The sequence below is a fragment of the Bacillus sp. FJAT-45066 genome, assembly GCF_002335755.1.
GTDB lineage: Bacteria > Bacillota > Bacilli > Bacillales > Bacillaceae_I > Bacillus_CD > Bacillus_CD alkalisoli.
The window spans coordinates 2,091,561-2,111,483 of sequence record NZ_NISQ01000001.1 but is presented as its reverse complement, the minus strand read 5'-3'; the positions used below and the strand labels follow the sequence as shown (position 1 = coordinate 2,111,483).

Sequence of the window (19,923 nt, the reverse complement as noted above, 5' to 3'; positions counted from 1 at the left end):
TAAAAATAGTATGGGAGCGATACTCAAGGTGGAGGAACGATCGACCTGTCACTTGAAGACAAAGAAGAACATGTCTTTATTACAATAAAAGACCATGGAAAAGGTATTCCACAAGAAATCTTAGATAAGGTTGGTCAACCTTTTTTTACGACAAAAGAAAATGGAACAGGATTAGGACTGATGGTTACCATGAAGATTATTGAAAATCACGGTGGTTCCTTTTTTATAAAGGGTGTGGAAAATAGCGGAACTACTGTAAAAATAATACTTCCAAAAAACGAATAAATCGTCTATTTTATGAACAATGGCGCAGTTTGCTATACATAGAAGTTAAAAATCGGTATATTGTTATCAGATATATTGAACGATGGATGAGCCATAATGCGGCCGAAAGGGGACTATTCAAGTGAGTAAAAGACAAATTAATGAAACATTTCTAAAAGCATGTCGTGGAGAAAAAACGGATTACGTACCTGTATGGTATATGAGACAGGCGGGACGTTCCCAACCAGAATATAGAGAAATTAAACAAAAATATGGTTTATTTGAAATTACACATCAACCAGAACTATGTGCATATGTTACTCGTTTACCAGTTGAACAATATAACGTGGACGCAGCCATCCTTTACAAAGATATTATGACACCGCTACCAGCGATTGGTGTAGACGTAGAAATTAAATCAGGTATTGGACCAGTTATCGATAACCCAATTAGAACCGTTCAAGATGTAGAGAAATTAGGGGAAATCACTCCTGAAGAAGATATTCCATATGTATTAGACACGATAAAATTATTAACACAAGAACAATTAAATGTTCCATTAATCGGATTTGCAGGAGCACCATTTACACTTGCTTCTTACATGATTGAAGGTGGACCTTCTAGAAACTATCATAAAACAAAATCGTTCATGTACACAGAACCAAAGGCTTGGTTCGCATTAATGGATAAATTAGCAGACATGACAATTGTTTATTTAAAAGCTCAAATTAAAGCTGGAGCGAAAGCTATTCAAATTTTTGACTCGTGGGTTGGAACGTTGAATGTAGAAGATTACAAATTTTATATTAAGCCAGTAATGAGTCGTATTTTCTCTTCTTTACGCGAAGAGGGCGTACCTATGATTATGCATGGAGTTGGAGCAAGTCATTTAGCGAATGAATGGCACGACCTTCCTATAGATGTAGTTGGATTAGACTGGAGATTGTCTATTAAAGAAGCACGCGAGCGCGGTATTACAAAAGCTGTTCAAGGTAACATGGATCCATCATACCTTCTTTCTTCTTGGGAAGTTATTGAGCAACATGCAAAGTCAATCATCGACCAAGGAATGCAACAACCAGGATACGTATTTAACTTAGGGCACGGTGTATTCCCAGAAGTAAATCCTGATACACTAAAACGTTTAACACAGTTCATTCATGACTACTCTAAAAGTAAAGCAACACATTAATACTAGCATTGAAACGTGAAATTTCGGTTTAATATAGGACGTACAAAACAAATCGAGGTGTAAAACATGGCAAAGAAAAAAATGGGACTATTAGTAATGGCATACGGTACGCCTTACAAAGAAGAAGATTTAGAACCTTACTACACACATATTCGTCACGGAAGGAAACCTTCAGAAGAAAGCTTGCAAGATTTACGTGAGCGTTACGATGCAATTGGTGGTATTTCTCCACTTGCTCACATTACGCAAGAGCAAGCTGACAAATTAGGTGCACACTTAAACGAAATTCAAGATAATATTGAATTCAAAGTTTATTTAGGATTAAAGCACATTGATCCGTTTGTAGAAGATGCAGTAAAACAAATGCACGAAGATGGAATAGAAGAAGCGGTTAGTATCGTATTAGCACCACATTTCTCTACTTTTAGCGTGAAGTCTTACAATGGCCGTGCAAAAGAAGAAGCAGAAAAACTAGGTGGTCCAACAATCTACTCCGTAGAAAGCTGGTACGATGAGCCAAAATTCATTCAATTTTGGGTAGAAAAAGTGAAAGAAACGTTTTATGGCATGTCTAGCGAAGAACGTGAAAAAGCAGTACTAATTGTATCTGCACACAGCTTGCCAGAAAAAATTATTCAAGCAGGAGATCCTTATCCTGCTCAGCTACAAGAAACAGCTGACCTAATTGCAAAAGGTGCAGGCGTTGAAAACTACGTGATTGCATGGCAAAGTGAAGGAAACACACCAGAACCGTGGTTAGGACCAGACGTACAAGATATTACTCGTGATCTTCATAAAGAAAAAGGTTACACATCATTCGTTTATACACCAGTAGGTTTTGTTTCTGACCATTTAGAAGTGTTATACGACAATGATTATGAGTGTAAAGTTGTAACAGATGAAATTGGTGCGAAGTACTATCGTCCAGAAATGCCAAACTCAGGTTCCTTATTTATAGATGCAATGGCAACCGTTGTTCTTGAAAAGTTAAAGCAACACAATCAATAAAACTTTGTTAAAGGCGATGATAAAAATGTTAGAAAACAAAAAAAGAGTCGCCATAGTAGGTGGCGGCATAACTGGGTTAGCCGCCGCTTTCTATTTACAAAAGGAAATGAAAGAAAAAAATTTACCGTTTGAAATTACACTGATTGAGTCGAGCAATCGACTAGGTGGAAAGATTCAAACGTTTAGTAGAGATGGTTATACCATCGAACGAGGACCGGATTCATTTCTAGAGAGAAAACAAAGCGCAAGCAAGCTAATCAGAGATGTAGGACTAGGAGACAAGTTGATTAACAATGCAACAGGTACTTCTTACATTTTGCTAAAAGGCAAGCTTCATCCAATCCCAGAAGGTGCTGTAATGGGGATCCCTACAAAGCTATCACCATTTATCACAACTGGTTTATTTTCCCCGTTAGGAAAAGTAAGAGCTGCGGCTGACCTTGTATTGCCAGGCGGAAAAGTAGAAGGTGACCAATCACTTGGATCCTTTTTCCGACGCCGCTTAGGTGATGAAGTAGTGGAAAACTTAATAGAGCCATTGTTGTCAGGTATTTATGCTGGAGACATTGACCAGTTAAGCCTTCGCGCTACATTTCCTCAATTTCAGCAAGTCGAGAAAAAATATCGCAGTTTGATATTAGGATTAGGTAAAACGATGCCTAAACCTAAGCAGTCTGGTGGAGTTAATAGTTCACCAAAAAAAGGTATGTTTCAAACACTCTCCTCAGGATTAGAATCGCTAGTCGAAGCTTTAGAAGAAAAGCTAGATTCTGTAACAGTGATGAAGGCGGTTAGAGTTGATCATGTTACAGGAACGGGTCCTTATACGCTTTCTTTAAGCAACGGCGCGAGAATGGAGTTTGATAGTTTGATTGTGACAACCCCGCATCATTCATTAGGAAAGATGTTATCAGGCTTTAATTGGACACCTGCTTTTTCTGAGATGACTTCCACTTCTGTCGCTACGGTCGCAATGGCTTTCGACGAAAATGTATTGAAGGAAAACATAAATGGTACAGGATTTGTTGTTTCCAGGAATAGCGATTACACCATAACAGCTTGTACGTGGACACATAAAAAATGGCCACACTCCGCACCTGCTGGCAAAGTGTTATTACGTGCCTATGTAGGACGTGTTGGAGATGAAGCAATTGTTGATCAAAGTGACGATGAAATTAAACAGGTAGTACTGGATGATTTAAATAAGATAATGTGTATTAATGTCGAGCCCGATTTTACACTAGTGTCTCGCTGGAAAAGTGCAATGCCTCAGTACAATGTTGGCCACAAAGAACGTATTGCCGAGTGGAAGAAAATACTAGATAGTGAATTACCAGGAGTATTCATAGCAGGAAGTTCCTTTGAGGGTTTAGGTCTGCCAGATTGTATTGACCAAGGTGTAGCTGCAGTTCATGAAGTAGTGGAGTTTTTGAGTGAGCGGGAGAATTAGAGTTTTGATGTGTAACCAGTCCTTATTTAGGGCTGGTTTTTTATTTGCATGTAAGGTGATAGGGGGGAACACGAACTAAGTGGATTGAAACAGAAAAGAAGAAAGAGTAGAGAAGAGGATGAAGTTGAAACACAAACTAGTAAGAACAAAGTTGCATTTCTTAAAGCTGTTAACGAGATGATTTTACTTTATGGAAACGAAATAACGAACAAACAATTTAGTAATTTCTTAGAAATACCTTCTAGAGTTACATCTTATAGGCATATTACTAATTTAGCTTGTAGTACAATAGGATTTTCGAAGTCTCGAAAATACCACCTATCCCTCCAAAACCAATACCCAATATTAGCCCAACAGTAAAAATTTGTCCCAACCCCCTTAATCTATTAATCTATTATCCAAGCTCTGAATATACTTAAATACAAAGGGGGAGTATTATGCAGAATCTGAGGAGACGACCACGTGGCCCTTTGCCGCTAAAATATGTATTCTTAATTACATTCGTATTTTTCAATATTTTTACTGTTATCAGTTTATTAGTTATCAATAAAGGAATTGAACCATTCTTAATGAGTATCGCAGAAACAAAAGCTAGACAAATAGCTGCTCAAGCAATTAATGATGCGGTATCCAAAAAAATAACGGATAACATTGATGTAAAAGAATTATTTATCAAAATTGATGGGCAAAATGCTTATATTGTTAACTCACAGGTGGTAAACAGAGTATTATCCGAAACAACGCTTAGAGTACAACGATATTTAGATCTTGTAGAATCGGGAGACTTACAAGAATTAGAGTCGTTCAAAAATGATATAAATATAGATTATGAACAATCAAAAAAACAAAACGGGATTGTTTACTCTATTCCTCTAGGGATGTCTACGGGTATCACGTTATTTTCAAACTTAGGTCCTAAAATTCCAGTAAGATTTGAAATTCTCGGGGACGTCGTTTCACAAGTTGAAACCGTTATTGTGGAACGAGGAATTAATAACACATACTTAGAAGTAAACGTAAATGTTACGGTACAAATGAATGTCATCATACCTTTATTACAAAATCAAATTGAAATTTCCAACCCAGTCAAAATTGGAGATCTACTAGTAATGGGTGAAGTACCGCAGTTTTACCATGGAGGTGGCGGAAACGGTAGTGGTTTTGTTCCAGTCATGGTACCAGATGAAAAAAAAGACGAAGATAACGAGTAAGTTACGAGGCGCCCGCGATTATAGCGAGCGCCTTTTATGATATACGGTTCAAAAAAATTATATTGAAAACACTTTCATTTCCTTTTATACTAGTAATTATGAAAACGATTTCATGTCCTAGCAAATAATGAATCTAAAATAAATAGGTGGGGTGGCTCATGGCGACGATAGAAGATGTAGCAAAACTAGCTGGGTTATCACGTACAACAGTTTCTCGTGTCATCAATAACCACCCGTATGTGGCAGAAAAAAAGCGGGTACAAGTTTTAACTGCAATGAGTGAATTAGGGTATGTTCCAAACTCTTCTGCAAGAAGTTTAAGAAGTCAGCAGACGAAGATGATAGGGTTATTGATTCCTAGGGTGACGAATCCATTTTTTAGCAAACTAATTGAGCAAATGGAGATGGCAGCATCAGACAACGGCTATCAATTAATAGTTTGCCAAACTAGGTATTCTGAGGAACGAGAGTTAGAATATTTAAGTTTACTTAAAACAAGACAAGTAGATGGAATGATTTTATCATCCTTACAAAATGATTGGAAGAAGATTGAACCATTTTTAGAATACGGTCCAATTGTCCTTTGTAACGAGTTTGAAGAGAGAGCTCACGTACCAACTGTTCGTTTTAACCAAACAGATGGCGGCTATATTGCTACAAAGCACTTAGTAGAGCTTGGTCATAAAACAATAGCATATTGTACAGGTGGTTATAAAAGTAATGTAGCGGAGAGTAGAGAAAGAGGCTTCCATAAAGCATTACGAGAACGTAACTTACAGTTCAACAATCAATACTTTTTCAGTGATGCATTCACTATTGAGGATGGAAGAAGAATTTTGCATGATATGTTGAAACTGCCAATTAAGCCCACTGCTGTTTTTACTGGTGGAGATGAAGTTGCAGCGGGCATTGTATCAGAAGCAAAACGATTAGGTATAAATATTCCAGAACAATTAGCGGTAGTTGGTTTTGATAATCAGGCAATTACAGAGCTATTAGACCCTCAGATTACTACGGTCGACCAACCAGTTCAACTAATGGCGAAAAAAGCATTTGATATTATGATTGAAAAAATTCGAACGAAACGTTATACCGATAAAGAAATTTATGAATATGAATTAAATCTTATCGTAAGAAATTCAACTGTTAGGCACGGAGTTTTAATATAATCATATAATTAATATAGATTGCGACTTAGTTTTTCCAAAAATTGAGTCGTTTTTTATTTGTAAAAATGTAGAAATATGTCGATTTCTCCCTGTTATTATGTTACATTATTATTACATAAATAGGTGAAATGAACTGTAAATGAGCCACGTCATAATGCGTTACTACTATTTAAAGATTACATTAACAAGGAAAATTAATAGGTTCATATTGTATTAAACAAACGAATCGTATTTATGAAAATAACTAAAATAATAATTAAAGGTGGAAGTTTTTTTGAAGCCCATTTTTATGAACGATGAGAATCGACAATTTTTTAATATTATACCCTCGATGTTATTTTTAATTGACAAAAATAGAATAATTGTTGATGTGAACCAAATTGGTGCATCTACTTTAGGTTATACGCGTGATGAACTTATTGGGAATGTATCGGATATGTTAGTTTTTGATGAAGACAAAGCTCAAGTAAAGAATAGAATAAACGAAGTATTAAATTCTACCGAAGTCAACAATTCTACGAACCTAGTGTTTAGAAAGAAGAAGAAAGACGAGTCAACATGTTGGGTGCAAGAGCGAATTGTACAGATAAAAGCAGAAGATGGAGAAACGCTGTTTTTATTATCTTGTGAAGACATTACAAGACAAAAAATAGATGAGATTTTATTACAAAAGACAAATCATATACATGAGTTAATTATTAAAGGTAGTGAACTATCTTTGATATTAACAGAAATCATTACTACGGTTGAAAGTATTAATAGAAAAGTAAAAGGTTCTATATTACTATTGAATAGCGATAATACCCTTTACCACGGAGCTGGTCCAAGCCTCAATAAAGAATACATTGATTACATTGATGGAGTAGAAATCGGACTAAATGTTGGTTCATGTGGTACGGCAGCCTATACAAAACAGCGAATTATTGTAGAGGATATAGAAGATAGTATATTATGGAAACCTTATTCCCACAAAGCTATTCAATATAAATTGCGTGCATGCTGGTCTGAACCAATTATAGCCTCTACAGGTGAAGTATTCGGTACGTTTGCTTTATACCAAAGTATTCCTGCTGCACCAACGGAATTAGATATAAAATTAATCGAAACGTTTACGTCATTAGCAAGTCTAGCGATCGAATATAACAAAACAAAAGAAAATTTAATAGTAAGCGAACATCACTTCAAGCCACTTTTTCAAAATAATTTAGACGCAGTTTTTACGTTGGATTTAAATGGGATAATGGTAGATTGCAATCGGTCTATGGAAAAATTAACTGGATATGACAAAGATGAAATTCAAAAAATGCACTTTACTCAATTTATAGACCTAAAAGATATTAATTATACAAGAGATGCTTTCCAGCGAAGTTTGCAAGGAACACCGGTTCAAATAGAATGTCTTATCGTTAGGAAAGATCGTACACAGCGGTTTATAAATGTAACAACAGTGCCAGTTACAATTAGAGGTAATTTAACCAGTGTTTTTGGTATTGCTAAAGATGTGACAGAGCAGAAGAAGAACGAAGACACAATTATAAAAATGGCTTACCATGATTCATTAACTGGTTTACCTAATCGAAGGTTACTTTTGGAAAGGTTAGAGGATACGATAACGCAATCAAACGAAACAAAACTACCTTTCTATGTGATATACATTGATTTAGATCGTTTCAAAAATGTAAATGATTCGCTCGGTCATAAATATGGAGATATGCTCTTAAATGTTATCGCCAACAGAATACTACAATTAGTAGAACCAAATGATACTGTTTCGAGAGTCGGTGGGGACGAGTTTATTATAGTATTGCGTTCTGAATCTTGTATAGATAATGTACTTGCGAAATGCGAGCAACTTTTATCTGAATTAAAAAGACCAATAAAAATTGCTCAACATGATTTAAGAATTACTCCTAGTATTGGTGTTACATCTTACCCTTGTGAAACAGATTGTACTTGTTCAATCGATGTGGAACGAATTTTAAACAGAGCTGATTTAGCAATGTATAAAGCAAAAGCGGAAGGTGGTAATAAGTACCTTCTATATAAAGAGGAAATGGCGGTTGAACGCCAGCGCCATATCCATTTAGACAATTATTTAAGATTTGCATTAGAAAAAGAGGAGCTCTCATTAGCTTATCAACCAATTCTTGAGGTGAAATCGAGGAAAATTGTTGGTGCGGAAGCTCTTTTAAGATGGTATTGTCCAAAACTAGGCCAAGTATCACCTGTCCAATTTATTCCAATCGCTGAGGAATCAGGATTTATTGTTGAATTAGGTGAATGGGTTATCCAACAAGTGTGTAAACAACATGCGTATTGGCGAGACGAAATGCAAGTATGCCTTCGCATTGCAGTAAATATTTCCATGCATCAGTTACAAGAAAAAGATTTCTGGATGAATGTTGAGAGAATCTTACGAGAACATCATATAGAGCCGTCTTATCTAGAGGTGGAAGTTACGGAAAGCACAATTATGCAAGATGAGCGAAACGTTCTATGTAATATTAAAGAGTTAAAAAATCTAGGAGTAAAAATATCGATTGATGATTTTGGAACTGGGTATTCTTCTTTAACTTATTTAAAACAGTTTTCCATTGATAGCTTAAAAATTGATAAATCTTTTATTACCGATTTGCCTGAACACAACTTTAACAAAGCGATCACAGATACGATTTGCTCTTTAGCACAAACATTAAACATTCGTTTAATAGCAGAAGGAGTAGAGGAAGAAGCGCAATATAATTATTTAAAACAAATTGGTGTACATGAAGCACAAGGCTATCTGTTTAGCAGGCCTTTGCCAGTTTCAGATTTCACGAAACTATTATAAAAAAGGTTGACCTGGAAAGTTTGGTGTAAATTAGACTTTCCAAGTCAACCTTATTTGTTTTCTTATTTTATTTCTAGACACTTAGAACATGTATTGCCATAACACTCATGTTGTTCTTCCATTTCATCTTCACATTGAGTACAATTTTTTGGAGGTAAATTTCTTAAAAATTCAGACATTTTCACTAACATCTTATCACTTCACCTTCCTGGCTAATTTAAATATATTGTATTATAACAGTACTTGTCCAGTCAATAACTGTTTTACTACAAATCAAAAAATAGTAAAAAGTGATTATAAATTTTCAATATGATAAACTGATATTGTGTGAAGAATTTAATGCTTCAGTTAAAGAAAAAGTGAGGGTGAAGTAAATGAAAGTTACTGTTGTAGGCTTTTGGGGCGGCTACCCTGGAGTAAATAGTGCAACGAGTGGATATATTTTTGAAAGTGATGACTTTCAGTTATTAGTAGACTGTGGTAGTGGTGTATTAGCACAGCTACAAAATTACACGGAGCCAACAAATTTAAATGCAGTGATTCTTTCTCATTATCACCATGATCATGTAGCAGATATTGGCCCGCTTCAATTTGCTCGTCTAATTGCAACTTTTTTAGGTAAAGGTACAGAAACTCTTCCTATTTACGGTCATGGAGATGACAAAGAAGCCTTTGAAAAATTAACTCATAAAAATATTACAAAAAGTATGGAATATAATCCAAACGAAATATTACATATAGGCCCGTTTTCAATAGAATTTTTAAAAACGGCACATCCAGTTGTTTGCTATGCTATGAAAATTAAAACAGGGGATGCAACAGTTGTTTATACAGCAGACTCTAGCTATCTTGACTCGTTTATTCCGTTTACGAAAGATGCGGATTTGTTTATTTGTGAATGTAATTTTTATGCAGCTCAAGATGGTAAAGGGGCTGGCCATATGAATAGTCACGATGCTGCAAAAATTGCCAAAGAGGCTAATGTGCAAAAACTGTTATTAACACACTTACCACACTTTGGTGAACACGAACAATTAGTAACAGAAGCAAAGACACTATATGATGGCGAGGTCAGCTTAGCCCATGCTGGACTCGTTTGGGAGAAAGGAACGATATAATATGTTATTTATCGATAATAAAGGAATTACAGATCCAAGGATAAACTTAGCGATTGAAGAGTTTGCGTTAAAAAACTTACCGATTGAAGACACATACTTACTTTTCTATATAAACGAACCATCTATTATTATTGGCAAAAATCAAAACTCAGTAGAAGAAATTAATACAAAGTATGTAGAAGACAATGGAATACATGTAGTTCGACGCCTTTCAGGTGGTGGAGCAGTGTACCATGATTTAGGTAATTTGAATTTTAGTTTTATTACAAAAGATGATGGCGAGAGCTTCCATAACTTCAGAAAATTTACGGCACCAGTTATTGAAGCATTAAAGAGCTTAGGAATTAATGCTGAGCTAAGCGGAAGAAATGACATTCTTGTAGAAGGGCGCAAAATTTCAGGAAATGCTCAATTCTCTACTAAAGGTAGAATGTTTAGCCATGGTACATTACTGTTCAACTCCGAAATTGAACATGTTGTTTCTGCGCTTAACGTTAAGAAAGAGAAGATTGAGTCTAAAGGTATAAAATCAATCAGAAGTAGAGTGGCGAATATTAAAGAATTTATGAACGATAATATGACAATTGAGCAGTTCCGCACTCTATTAATACAAGCAATTTTTAAAGGGGAAGAAGTTCCTCACTATACACTAACAGAATCTGATTGGGAAAAGATACACGAGTTGTCTAAAGAACGTTATCAAAACTGGGATTGGAATTACGGTAAATCACCTTCTTTCAACGTACAACATTCTCATCGTTTTCCAGTTGGACAAATAGATATTCGTTTAGAAGTGAAAAAAGGACAAATCGAAAAGTGTAAAATATACGGTGACTTTTTTGGTGTTGGTGATGTTATCGATATCGAAGCAAAACTTCAAGGTGTCAAATACGAAAAATCAGAAATTGAAAACGCCTTGTCCCAACTTGACGTACAACATTATTTTGGAAATGTAACAAAAGAAGAAATTATAGAGTTGATTTATTAATTACAAAGAAGCTGTCTTTAATTTGTAGACAGCTTCTTCTTTATTTCAGAAAAAAGTAGACTGAAAATTAAATATTTACAAACTAATCGGATGACATTTCGAAGTTATTGTCCTATAATGGTAATGGGAGAAAATGAATGATTGTTCATTCAAAAAACTACTATACATATTAAAGGGGAGAAACAGATTGAATATTTCTTCGCAACTTTCGCTAACAGCACAAATGAATCCAATGAAAGAAGCGTATTTATTCGAAGGGGAATCGAAAACTTACGCAGAATTGAATGCAGCTGTAAATGCTTTTGCATCTGGCCTTGAAAAAATGGGAGTAACAAAAGGTGACCACGTTGCGATATTGTTAGGTAACTCACCATATTTTATTGTTGCCATGTATGGAGCAGCTAGATTAGGTGCTACTGTCATACCAGTAAACCCAATTTACACCCCAGATGAAATTAGTTACATCGTGAACGATGGGGATGTAAAAGCAATCGTTACGCTAGACTTACTAGTACCACTGTTTGAAAAACTTCATCATTACTTACCTAAAGTAGAGTCTTACATCACATGTGAAACACCTCAAGGACAAGAAAAATCAAAAGATTTGCCAGTGGAACAGCTAACAGTTTTCCAAAAAATGAAATCGTTTACATCCATACTTGGCGCAGGTAGCTACCAATATGAAGGCCCAGATTTACACGAGGATGATGTAGCCATTATTCTTTACACTTCTGGAACAACTGGGAAGCCAAAAGGAGCTATGTTAACTCACAAAAATTTATATCGCAATGCAAAAGATGTGGCTGATTTTTTAAAAGTGAATGAATCGGATCGTGTTATTGCGACTTTGCCGATGTTCCATGTTTTTTGTTTAACTGTAGCACTTAATGCACCACTTATGAATGGAGCAACAGTTATTATTGTTCCTAGGTTTAGCCCGCAACATATTTTTGAAATAACAAAAAAGCATGAAGCAACTGTATTTGCTGGCGTGCCAACAATGTACAACTTCTTATTGCAACATGAAGGTGTAGACGTTGAAGATTTATCTTCCTTACGTTTATGTATTTCTGGTGGAGCTTCTATGCCTGTTGCTTTATTGAAAAACTTCGAAAAGAAATTCAACGTTATCATTTCTGAAGGGTATGGTCTTTCTGAAGCGGCTCCAGTAACATGCTTTAATCCACTTGATAGACCTCGTAAAGCAGGATCAATTGGTACGAGCATCGTAAATGTGGAAAATAAAGTAGTAAATGAGCTTGGAGAAGAAGTAGCGGTAGGTGAAGTAGGAGAGTTAATTGTATGTGGTCCAAATGTTATGAAAGGCTATTACAATATGCCAGAAGAAACCGCTTATACAATAAAAGAAGGATGGCTATACACAGGGGACATGGCGAAAATGGACGATGAAGGATATTTTTACATTGTCGATCGGAAAAAAGACATGATTATCGTTGGTGGATATAATGTATATCCACGAGAAGTGGAAGAAGTACTTTACAACCATCCAAGTGTAATTGAAGTAGCCGTAGTTGGTGTACCTGATGCAAACTTAGGGGAAGCGGTAAAATGTTTCATAGTAACAAAAGAAACTATTACAGAAGAAGAACTTATCACTTACTGTAGAGAATATTTAGCGAAATATAAGCTACCTTCATCTATTGAGTTCTTAGATGAACTTCCGAAAAATACGACAGGTAAAATTTTGCGCAGAGCGTTAAAAGAAAAACTAGGAGTCTAGTTTTTGCAGGAAAAAACAACTCCTTAGAGAATATAAAAAAAGACGTGTAAACGCTAACAATCTCAAGGAGGATAAAAATGAATTATATCAACTTAGAAATTAATAATTATATTGCCACTGTTACGCTTAACCGCCCTGAAGCGATGAATGCGTTTAATTATGATATGTTAGTCAAGTTAGGGGAAGTAGCAGACGAATTAAGAACGAATAGTGATGTACGTGTTGTGGTAATTACTGCTGCAGGAGACAAAGCTTTTAGTGTTGGAGCAGACTTGAAAGAAAGAAGAACGTTAACAGAAGCACAAGTTCGCCGGAATGTATTTAAAATAGGTGATGTATTTAATAGAATTGCAACGCTTCCTCAACCGACAATTGCCGCTATTAATGGATATGCTTTTGGTGGAGGAATGGAACTACTACTAGCATGTGATTTCCGCATTGCTGCACATGATGTGAAAATGGGCTTAACAGAAACTAGCCTAGCTATCATTCCAGGTGCGGGTGGCACGCAACGCCTACCTCGCATCGTTGGAGAAGCGAAAGCGATGGAGCTTATTCTTACGGCAAGAAGATTTACTGCGAAAGAAGCATACGATTGGGGGCTAATTACAAGACTAGTAGAAGAGCCTTCCCTAGTTTTAATAGAAGCATATGAGTTTGCTGGAGAAATTTCTAAAAATGGCCCACTAGCGGTTCAACAAGCGAAGTTTGCGATAAGACAAGGGATGAGCGTTGACGTACAAACTGGTTTACAAATAGAAAGAAAAGCATATGAGGTCATTATCCCAACCGAAGACCGTGTAGAGGCACTTGTCGCTTTTCAAGAGAAAAGAGCGCCACAATTTAAAGGAAAATAGAAGAATACTAGTAAAAGAGAGCAAACCTGAATGAAAAACAGGTTTGCTCTTTTTACGGTTATCGAAATAATTTTATTTACATTCTTCCTATAACACTAGTATATTATTTATAAAACAAACACTAGTCAGGGGGAGTGTGAATGGCTACAACCGTTGTTTCACATCATGTCACGCCTTTTCGAAAAGGTGTTCAAGCAGGACTTGCCATTGCAATAGGGTACATTCCGATAGCCATTACATTTGGGCTTTTAGCAAAATCAGTTGGATTAACAGCAACAGAAACAGTGATGATGAGCTTATTCGTTTTTGCTGGTGCTGCACAATACATGTCATTAAACATGTTAGCGCTAGGGCTTGGCACGTTTGAAATTGTGTTAACAACATTTATTTTAAACATCCGCCATTTTTTAATGAGTACCACTCTAAACGAAAAAGTAGAAGAAGATTCCCTTTGGAAAAAAGCATTATATTCTTTTGGTATAACGGACGAAACATTTTCCGTCGCAGCTACAAAAGAAGGTACTATTCAAACAGGATACATGTTTGGTGTTATTACGGTTTCCTTTTCTAGTTGGGTAATTAGTTCAGGAGTGGGCCATGTAATAGGAAGTGGCTTACCGTCTACTTTACAAGAAAGTATGTCTATTGCTTTATATGCAATGTTTGTCGGACTGTTAGTACCTTCGTTAAAAAAACATCGTAAAATAGTCGTGTTAGCTGGGACGGCAGCGGTGTTAAATACTTTCTTTCTGCATATAGTACAATTACAACAAGGATGGGCTATTATTTGTGCAACGATTATAAGTGCGGTTGGAGTAGAGTTTCTCTTTCAACGTTTCCAAAAGGGGGCGATAGCAAATGAATAGCACAATTGTCATCTTAATAATTGGTATGGCAGTAGTAACATATTTGCCTAGACTTATACCATTTGTCATGTTCAAAGGAAAAGAATTGCCGCCATTTTTGCAAGCTGTTTTGAAGAATGTCCCTTATGCTATACTGGGAGCTTTAATTGTTCCGAGTGTTTTTTATATAAATGATGATATTATGTTTGGAATTATTGGCCTTGCAACTGCGTTTGTTGTGGCATACATAGGAGCTAATGTTATTTTCGTTGTTTTAAGTGCTATTGTTGCGCTAACTATCTATTCTTGGATATTAGGTTAAAAAAATGAGCCAAAACACATTAAGGCGCTTTGACTCATTTTTAAAAAGCTATTTGTTTGTATTAATTTCATAAGGCTCTTTTCTAAAAGATTGTTGATTTTGGATATATATTCTATCCGTTCCTTTTCGCTGCAGGAACCTGCTTTCCGCGGGGAGCGACGGGAGCCTCCTCGGCGGTAACCGCCTGTGGGGTCTCCCGCTTCGCTCTATGTCCCGCAGGAGTCAGGTTCCTTCCGCTCCAATCCACTCAAGGTTTTTAATTATTTGCATAACAACAAGCTTTGCAAAAATAGCCTTTTTATCAACTATTTATTTAGTAATTTTTGAATTCTATTAAATATCTTTTCTTTATCAAAACCGTTATCCCCCATACCATAAACAGCTACAACATTGTTTTGTTGATCAAGCAAGTAAGTGGACGAAGTGTGAGTAATCATTCCGTTTCCGGGATCTTGATAGTAGTAATCAAATGAACGGGTTAAAAGTTCGATCTCACTTGCTTCTGCACGAAGTACTTTCCAACCGTCGTTTGTATCAATATTAAATGTTTCTGAGTATTCCATTAAAACTTCTTTTGTATCTCTTCTAGGATCTATTGTAATAATTAAAAATTCTACTTCTTCATTTGTAATGCCAGACTCACGTAAATCAGCTTTTAAATCTTTCATGTGCAATGTAGTTGTTGGGCAAATATAAGGGCATTTTGTGTAAATAAATTCAATAAATCGCACCTTTTTAGGAGCGCTATCAAATGAAAAAGTATCACCATCAATAGACTCCAGGACAATATTCTCAGGAATCTCCATGGCACTCACTTTATGAACTGAAAAATAATATATCCCAAAACTAACACCTAACATAATAATAAATGCACTAAAAGCAATCCAATTTTTCATTATCTTTTCACCTCAATGTTAATATCATTTTGACGTTGTGTATATTTCTATAATATAGGAGACTAAAGATGTGTAATATAGGATTTATAAGAAAAGAATGAACATTGTATGAATGCCACGTTTAGCACTATAACTATAGTGAAAAAGGGGGAAGTTATTTGAAAAAGATAATAGTTTCCATTATTGGTGCTTACATCGTTTACGCAGTCGTAATGTACATTTATTTATCCTTACCAGGCGTAGGTGACTTACCAGAACATTTAATTGGTACAAGGGCAGATCCTGCCACATTTTTAACAACCGAGCAATTATTTATGTCACAAGAATATTCTAAAGTACGCAATTTTCTTTATTTCTTATCTGTGCCTTTTGAATGGATTGTCTACTTTATTTTACTAATTACTGGCGTTGGCCGATTATTTCAACATATGGCCGAAAAATCGACGAGACGTAATTGGATACAAGCGGGAATTTATGTTTTCTTTCTTTCACTCTTAGTAACACTTGTAAGTTTCCCTTTAAAGGTTGTCCGTTATTTTTTAGTAAAACAGTACAATATTTTGGTGCAATCCTTTCCACATTGGATGCGGGATCAATTTATAAGTTTTTTGGAAGGTTTTATTTTACTTTGGATTGTTGTTTTAGTCGTTTATTTTGTGATAAGAAAGTTTCGTACATATTGGTGGGTTATCACATGGTTACTGTTTATTCCGTTTATCTTTTTCTTTATGTATATTCAACCTATCTTTATAGATCCTTTATATAATGACTTTTACCCTCTACAAGATAAACAATTAGAAGCGGAAATTTTGAACCTTGCCGAGCAAGCGAACGTTCCAGCTGATAGAGTGTTTGAGGTAAATATGTCTGAGAAAACAAATGCAATAAATGCGTATGTAACAGGGGTGGGAGGTAACTCTAGGATTGTGTTATGGGACACGTTGTTGCAAAACTTAACGAAGGAAGAAATATTATTTATTATGGCACATGAAATTGGCCATTACGACATGAATCATGTAACGATAGGTGTTTTTGGATATGTTATTTTTTCACTACTTGCCTTCTTCCTTATCAATCTCGTTGTAACAATGGTAATTACAAAATGGGGTCTTTTAATTCATATTAAAGATAGAAGGGAATACGCATCTTTACCTCTGTTTATATTAGCTTTTTCTATACTACTGTTTGTCGTTAGTCCGATAACAAATTATATTTCAAGACATCAAGAACATACGGCAGATGTGTATGCTATTGAACTTACAAACAATACTGATGCAGCAATAGGTGCATTTCAAGAGCTAACAAAAGCTAGCTTGAGTGAAGTAAATCCGCCCCGCTTAATTAAGATATTTCGATATACGCATCCTCCAATGGCAGATCGTATTCATTACTTAGAAACATATAGAAGAGAAGAGTAGTAAAACAGAAAAAAGACCCAAGCCTGTAAATATGAATACAGGATTGGTCTTTTTTACGTACCTGGAATGATTGTAAATAGTTGAATTGAAATTAGTTGTTGGACCATTGGGTTAAAAAGTGATTATATTCTTTGGATAGGGAGAGAAATAGAGTACGATTATTGGAGTCTAATGCGGAATCAATTTTTGATTGAAGTTTATTTTTTCGATAAAGGAATAGGGATTCATCTAATATCATTTGTACGTAGACGTTCATCACATAGTTTTCGGGGGAACTCTTTTTTGCTTGTTGTTTTTTTAGTTTCATCAACTCTGTATAAGACTTTTCATTTTTCACAAGTCTTCACCTCTAATACCTTTTTCTTATTATATGGATTTAATTTTATAAAAACAACAATTTTTAAAATATTCTGATAAAAATATTTTGTTAGCCAATATCCAATCTCATTCGACAATAATTTCTTTTATTTCAAAAAATTCTAACAATATATGTACTTTTATAGCAAAATTTGCTATAATCCATCTTGAAATTACATAATTTTCAAATGGGAGGGGTTTAAATGTCGTATTTTCGTAAGTTTTCTGATTACAAAATTACTGCGCAAACAATGGCAATTTTTCCTTTCGTAGAAAAGGATACGATTATTTCACGTATATTAGAGGTTAATAGAGAATTGTTTGTTTCACTTACACCACAAGAACTATTAAATTCAGGTTGTTTGTTCTATGGTTCCAGTTATAGTGGAAGAAAAGAGGCTTCTAAATATATTGCAGCAATTCAATATAAAGTTCCTATTATAATGGATAGCTCAAAAGGAATGTATTTTTTCCCTACTACATCTCCATCTAAAGAAGAATGTATTTGGATTTCCGAACCGCATGTGTTGACCCAAGAAAAGCAATCACGGCTAGGGACATTAGTCACATTTGTAAACGGAATTAATGAAGTAGTCCCTGTTTCCTTAAGTTCTTTTAAGAAACAAGTAGAAAAAACAGTCTACCTACGTTCTAAATATGAACAGAACATGAAAATGTTAAATGATACTACAAATAAACTAGTTAGCGAACCTGTTTGGTTATATGAGTTTAGTACACATAGTAGTAATAAAGATCGTATGATAAAAAAGAAATAATCCTTTTCTGAGTGCACAATTTTATATTGTGTACTCTTTTTATTAGGCTGTGTTAATGGCCGCTGTTGATTTCCGTGCAAGGCTTCGCTTTCCGCGGGCGGTAAAAAGGAAGGTTATTTTCACTGTCGTGAAAAAACCTACTCCTCGGCACAAGCGTCTGTGGGGTCTCCCGTTCTCCGCTTCTCCCGCAGGACAAGGAAGGCTATGGGAGCAACGCATCCTTCGTAAGAAAATGCGGTAGCATTTTCGAGGAGTCTCAGCATTGCACGGAAATCAACAGGTAAGCATTTAAATAACAACACTAAGCTTTAACACAGCTTTTTATTAAAGAAACTATTTCTGAAAGATGAATAGCTTTTTCCTTCTTGAAAAACATATAAAGAAGGAGGTTGTTTATTTTGGAACTTTTGTTTGACTTGTTAAAGGTCTTATTTAGGATTTTTACTATTCTGCCATTAACTTTAATATTGGCACTATATATGGGAAAACGGTCAGTAGGAGAACTACCAGTTTTTGATTTTTTAGTTATTATTACGCTTGGTGCAGTTGTTGGAGCAGATATAGCCGACCCTAGTATTCATCACTTGCATACAGTCGGGGCTATTATTGCTATTGCAATCTTACAAAAGTTTATTGCTTGGTGGAAGATTAAAAATCGTCGAGTTGGTAGGTTTTTAACTTTTGAGCCAACATTAGTAATTTATAACGGTCAATTTCATGTGGAAAACATGCGGAAAATTAGTTATTCTATCGATAACATTTTACAAATGTTAAGACAAAAAGAAGTGTTTCATGTATCAGACGTCCAATTCGCCTTTATTGAAGCAAATGGTGAACTGTCTGTAAAAGTAAAACTAGAAAAAGAACATGCAAGAATAGAGCATATTCAATTGAATCCAAAAAACACTGGAGTAGAAATTCCAGTCATCATTGACGGCAAGCTTTATGTGGAAGCTTTAGAATTCCAAGGATTGAACGAAGCATGGTTGCGTGAAGAGCTTTTAAAAAGGAAGATTGCTAAAATGTCTGATGTTTTTTATGCGGCGGTGAATGCCCAAAACAAGTTACACATCTCGTTAAAAGAGCAAACTCCGCCTAAGTCTGTTCCAATTTTTCATTAACCATATATCTGTTTGTAAATGCTTGAATCAACATATCGTTAACTTTGTTACGAATGCGAGGATTAAAATAATTATGATGTTCTTCGTAACCATTAAATAAAAAGGCGTACAAAGTAAATGATTCATCCTGGTTAAGTTTATGGAGTTTCATGTTCTGTTTTTGCATAGCGCTTTTTACGGTTTGAAGTTGTAACTGTATTCTTTTTAATAAAAGGTCTATTAGTTGAACGTATGGATCTTTTAATTTAATTTTACTATCTTTAATTGCTACCAAATCACGTTCAAGAATGATAATTAGTAAAGGTAAGTAAATAGCCTGTTCAAACAAGGCGATTTGTTCATTAGATAATCTTGTCATTG

At 35.3% G+C, this 19,923-nt stretch carries 20 protein-coding genes and 1 pseudogene; 17 read left to right on the top strand and 4 right to left on the bottom strand.

The window, feature by feature from the left end; all coding sequences use genetic code 11:
- Window positions 1-36: 36 nt before the first annotated feature.
- The 8 genes and pseudogenes from CDZ92_RS10705 to CDZ92_RS10670 form a co-directional block, all read left to right on the top strand.
- Window positions 37-285 (top strand): annotated as a pseudogene (locus CDZ92_RS10705) (ATP-binding protein); the annotation flags it as partial.
- A gap of 121 nt (window positions 286-406) precedes the next feature.
- A complete protein-coding gene (gene hemE / locus CDZ92_RS10700; protein WP_176483753.1) occupies window positions 407-1,456 on the top strand; it encodes a uroporphyrinogen decarboxylase in 1,050 nt (349 codons plus the stop codon).
- 66 nt (window positions 1,457-1,522) lie between these two features.
- Window positions 1,523-2,464, top strand: coding sequence for a ferrochelatase (gene hemH / locus CDZ92_RS10695; RefSeq protein ID WP_096155227.1), 942 nt, complete (start codon window positions 1,523-1,525; stop codon window positions 2,462-2,464).
- Window positions 2,465-2,489: 25 nt separating this feature from the next.
- The gene (gene hemY, locus CDZ92_RS10690) at window positions 2,490-3,914 is read left to right on the top strand and encodes a protoporphyrinogen oxidase (protein WP_096155226.1); all 1,425 of its coding nucleotides are present in this window, start codon (window positions 2,490-2,492) and stop codon (window positions 3,912-3,914) included.
- Window positions 3,915-3,998: 84 nt separating this feature from the next.
- Entirely contained in the window at window positions 3,999-4,274 is a 276-nt protein-coding gene (locus tag CDZ92_RS10685; protein ID WP_096155225.1) for a hypothetical protein, read from the top strand.
- 77 nt (window positions 4,275-4,351) lie between these two features.
- Entirely contained in the window at window positions 4,352-5,125 is a 774-nt protein-coding gene (gene yunB, locus CDZ92_RS10680) for a sporulation protein YunB (RefSeq protein WP_096155224.1), read from the top strand.
- A gap of 158 nt (window positions 5,126-5,283) precedes the next feature.
- Window positions 5,284-6,294, top strand: coding sequence for a LacI family DNA-binding transcriptional regulator (locus CDZ92_RS10675; protein ID WP_096155223.1), 1,011 nt, complete (start codon window positions 5,284-5,286; stop codon window positions 6,292-6,294).
- A gap of 274 nt (window positions 6,295-6,568) precedes the next feature.
- Window positions 6,569-9,124: an EAL domain-containing protein gene (locus CDZ92_RS10670; protein WP_096155222.1), complete on the top strand. Its 2,556-nt coding sequence runs from the start codon at window positions 6,569-6,571 to the stop codon at window positions 9,122-9,124.
- A gap of 62 nt (window positions 9,125-9,186) precedes the next feature.
- Here CDZ92_RS10670 and yhfH read toward each other — a convergent pair whose 3' ends face one another.
- Window positions 9,187-9,315 (bottom strand): protein YhfH, encoded by a 129-nt coding sequence (yhfH, locus tag CDZ92_RS10665; RefSeq protein ID WP_096155221.1) that lies wholly within the window; start codon window positions 9,313-9,315, stop codon window positions 9,187-9,189.
- Between the two features lie 183 nt (window positions 9,316-9,498).
- On the opposite strand from yhfH, the gene CDZ92_RS10660 reads away from it, so the two are divergent.
- The 6 genes from CDZ92_RS10660 to CDZ92_RS10635 all read left to right on the top strand — a co-directional run bounded on the left by CDZ92_RS10660 (window position 9,499) and on the right by CDZ92_RS10635 (window position 14,995).
- Window positions 9,499-10,242, top strand: coding sequence for an MBL fold metallo-hydrolase (locus tag CDZ92_RS10660; protein WP_096155220.1), 744 nt, complete (start codon window positions 9,499-9,501; stop codon window positions 10,240-10,242).
- A 1-nt stretch (window position 10,243) separates the two neighbouring features.
- The gene (locus CDZ92_RS10655; RefSeq protein WP_096155219.1) at window positions 10,244-11,230 is read left to right on the top strand and encodes a lipoate--protein ligase; all 987 of its coding nucleotides are present in this window, start codon (window positions 10,244-10,246) and stop codon (window positions 11,228-11,230) included.
- 187 nt (window positions 11,231-11,417) lie between these two features.
- A complete protein-coding gene (locus CDZ92_RS10650) occupies window positions 11,418-12,971 on the top strand; it encodes a fatty acid--CoA ligase family protein (RefSeq protein WP_096155218.1) in 1,554 nt (517 codons plus the stop codon).
- A 77-nt stretch (window positions 12,972-13,048) separates the two neighbouring features.
- Complete coding sequence (locus CDZ92_RS10645) at window positions 13,049-13,828, top strand: enoyl-CoA hydratase-related protein (protein ID WP_096155217.1); 780 nt, start codon at window positions 13,049-13,051, stop codon at window positions 13,826-13,828.
- 140 nt (window positions 13,829-13,968) lie between these two features.
- Window positions 13,969-14,694, top strand: coding sequence for an AzlC family ABC transporter permease (locus CDZ92_RS10640; RefSeq protein WP_096155216.1), 726 nt, complete (start codon window positions 13,969-13,971; stop codon window positions 14,692-14,694).
- Window positions 14,687-14,995 carry an AzlD domain-containing protein gene (locus tag CDZ92_RS10635; RefSeq protein WP_096155215.1) on the top strand — a complete coding sequence of 103 codons (309 nt, stop codon included), beginning with the start codon at window positions 14,687-14,689 and terminating at the stop codon, window positions 14,993-14,995. Before CDZ92_RS10640 ends, CDZ92_RS10635 begins: the two co-directional genes overlap by 8 nt.
- A 305-nt stretch (window positions 14,996-15,300) precedes the next feature.
- Here the strand turns inward: CDZ92_RS10635 and CDZ92_RS10630 are convergent, their stop codons facing one another.
- Window positions 15,301-15,891: an SCO family protein gene (locus tag CDZ92_RS10630; RefSeq protein ID WP_096155214.1), complete on the bottom strand. Its 591-nt coding sequence runs from the start codon at window positions 15,889-15,891 to the stop codon at window positions 15,301-15,303.
- Between the two features lie 158 nt (window positions 15,892-16,049).
- Here CDZ92_RS10630 and CDZ92_RS10625 point away from each other — a divergent pair, with 158 nt between their 5' ends.
- The gene (locus tag CDZ92_RS10625) at window positions 16,050-17,309 is read left to right on the top strand and encodes a M48 family metallopeptidase (protein ID WP_096155213.1); all 1,260 of its coding nucleotides are present in this window, start codon (window positions 16,050-16,052) and stop codon (window positions 17,307-17,309) included.
- A 91-nt stretch (window positions 17,310-17,400) separates the two neighbouring features.
- Here the strand turns inward: CDZ92_RS10625 and CDZ92_RS10620 are convergent, their stop codons facing one another.
- Window positions 17,401-17,646, bottom strand: coding sequence for an IDEAL domain-containing protein (locus CDZ92_RS10620; RefSeq protein ID WP_096155212.1), 246 nt, complete (start codon window positions 17,644-17,646; stop codon window positions 17,401-17,403).
- A 223-nt stretch (window positions 17,647-17,869) separates the two neighbouring features.
- Here CDZ92_RS10620 and CDZ92_RS10615 point away from each other — a divergent pair, with 223 nt between their 5' ends.
- Both CDZ92_RS10615 and CDZ92_RS10610 read left to right on the top strand, forming a co-directional pair.
- On the top strand, window positions 17,870-18,442 hold the full coding sequence (locus CDZ92_RS10615) for a competence protein ComK (RefSeq protein WP_096155211.1): 573 nt from the start codon (window positions 17,870-17,872) through the stop codon (window positions 18,440-18,442).
- A gap of 398 nt (window positions 18,443-18,840) precedes the next feature.
- Window positions 18,841-19,563, top strand: a complete 723-nt coding sequence (locus tag CDZ92_RS10610) for a DUF421 domain-containing protein (RefSeq protein ID WP_141395213.1) — start codon at window positions 18,841-18,843, stop codon at window positions 19,561-19,563.
- Here CDZ92_RS10610 and CDZ92_RS10605 read toward each other — a convergent pair.
- Window positions 19,538-19,921: a hypothetical protein gene (locus CDZ92_RS10605; RefSeq protein WP_096155210.1), complete on the bottom strand. Its 384-nt coding sequence runs from the start codon at window positions 19,919-19,921 to the stop codon at window positions 19,538-19,540. The two genes, CDZ92_RS10610 and CDZ92_RS10605, sit on opposite strands and share 26 nt — an antisense overlap.
- Window positions 19,922-19,923: the final 2 nt, after the last annotated feature.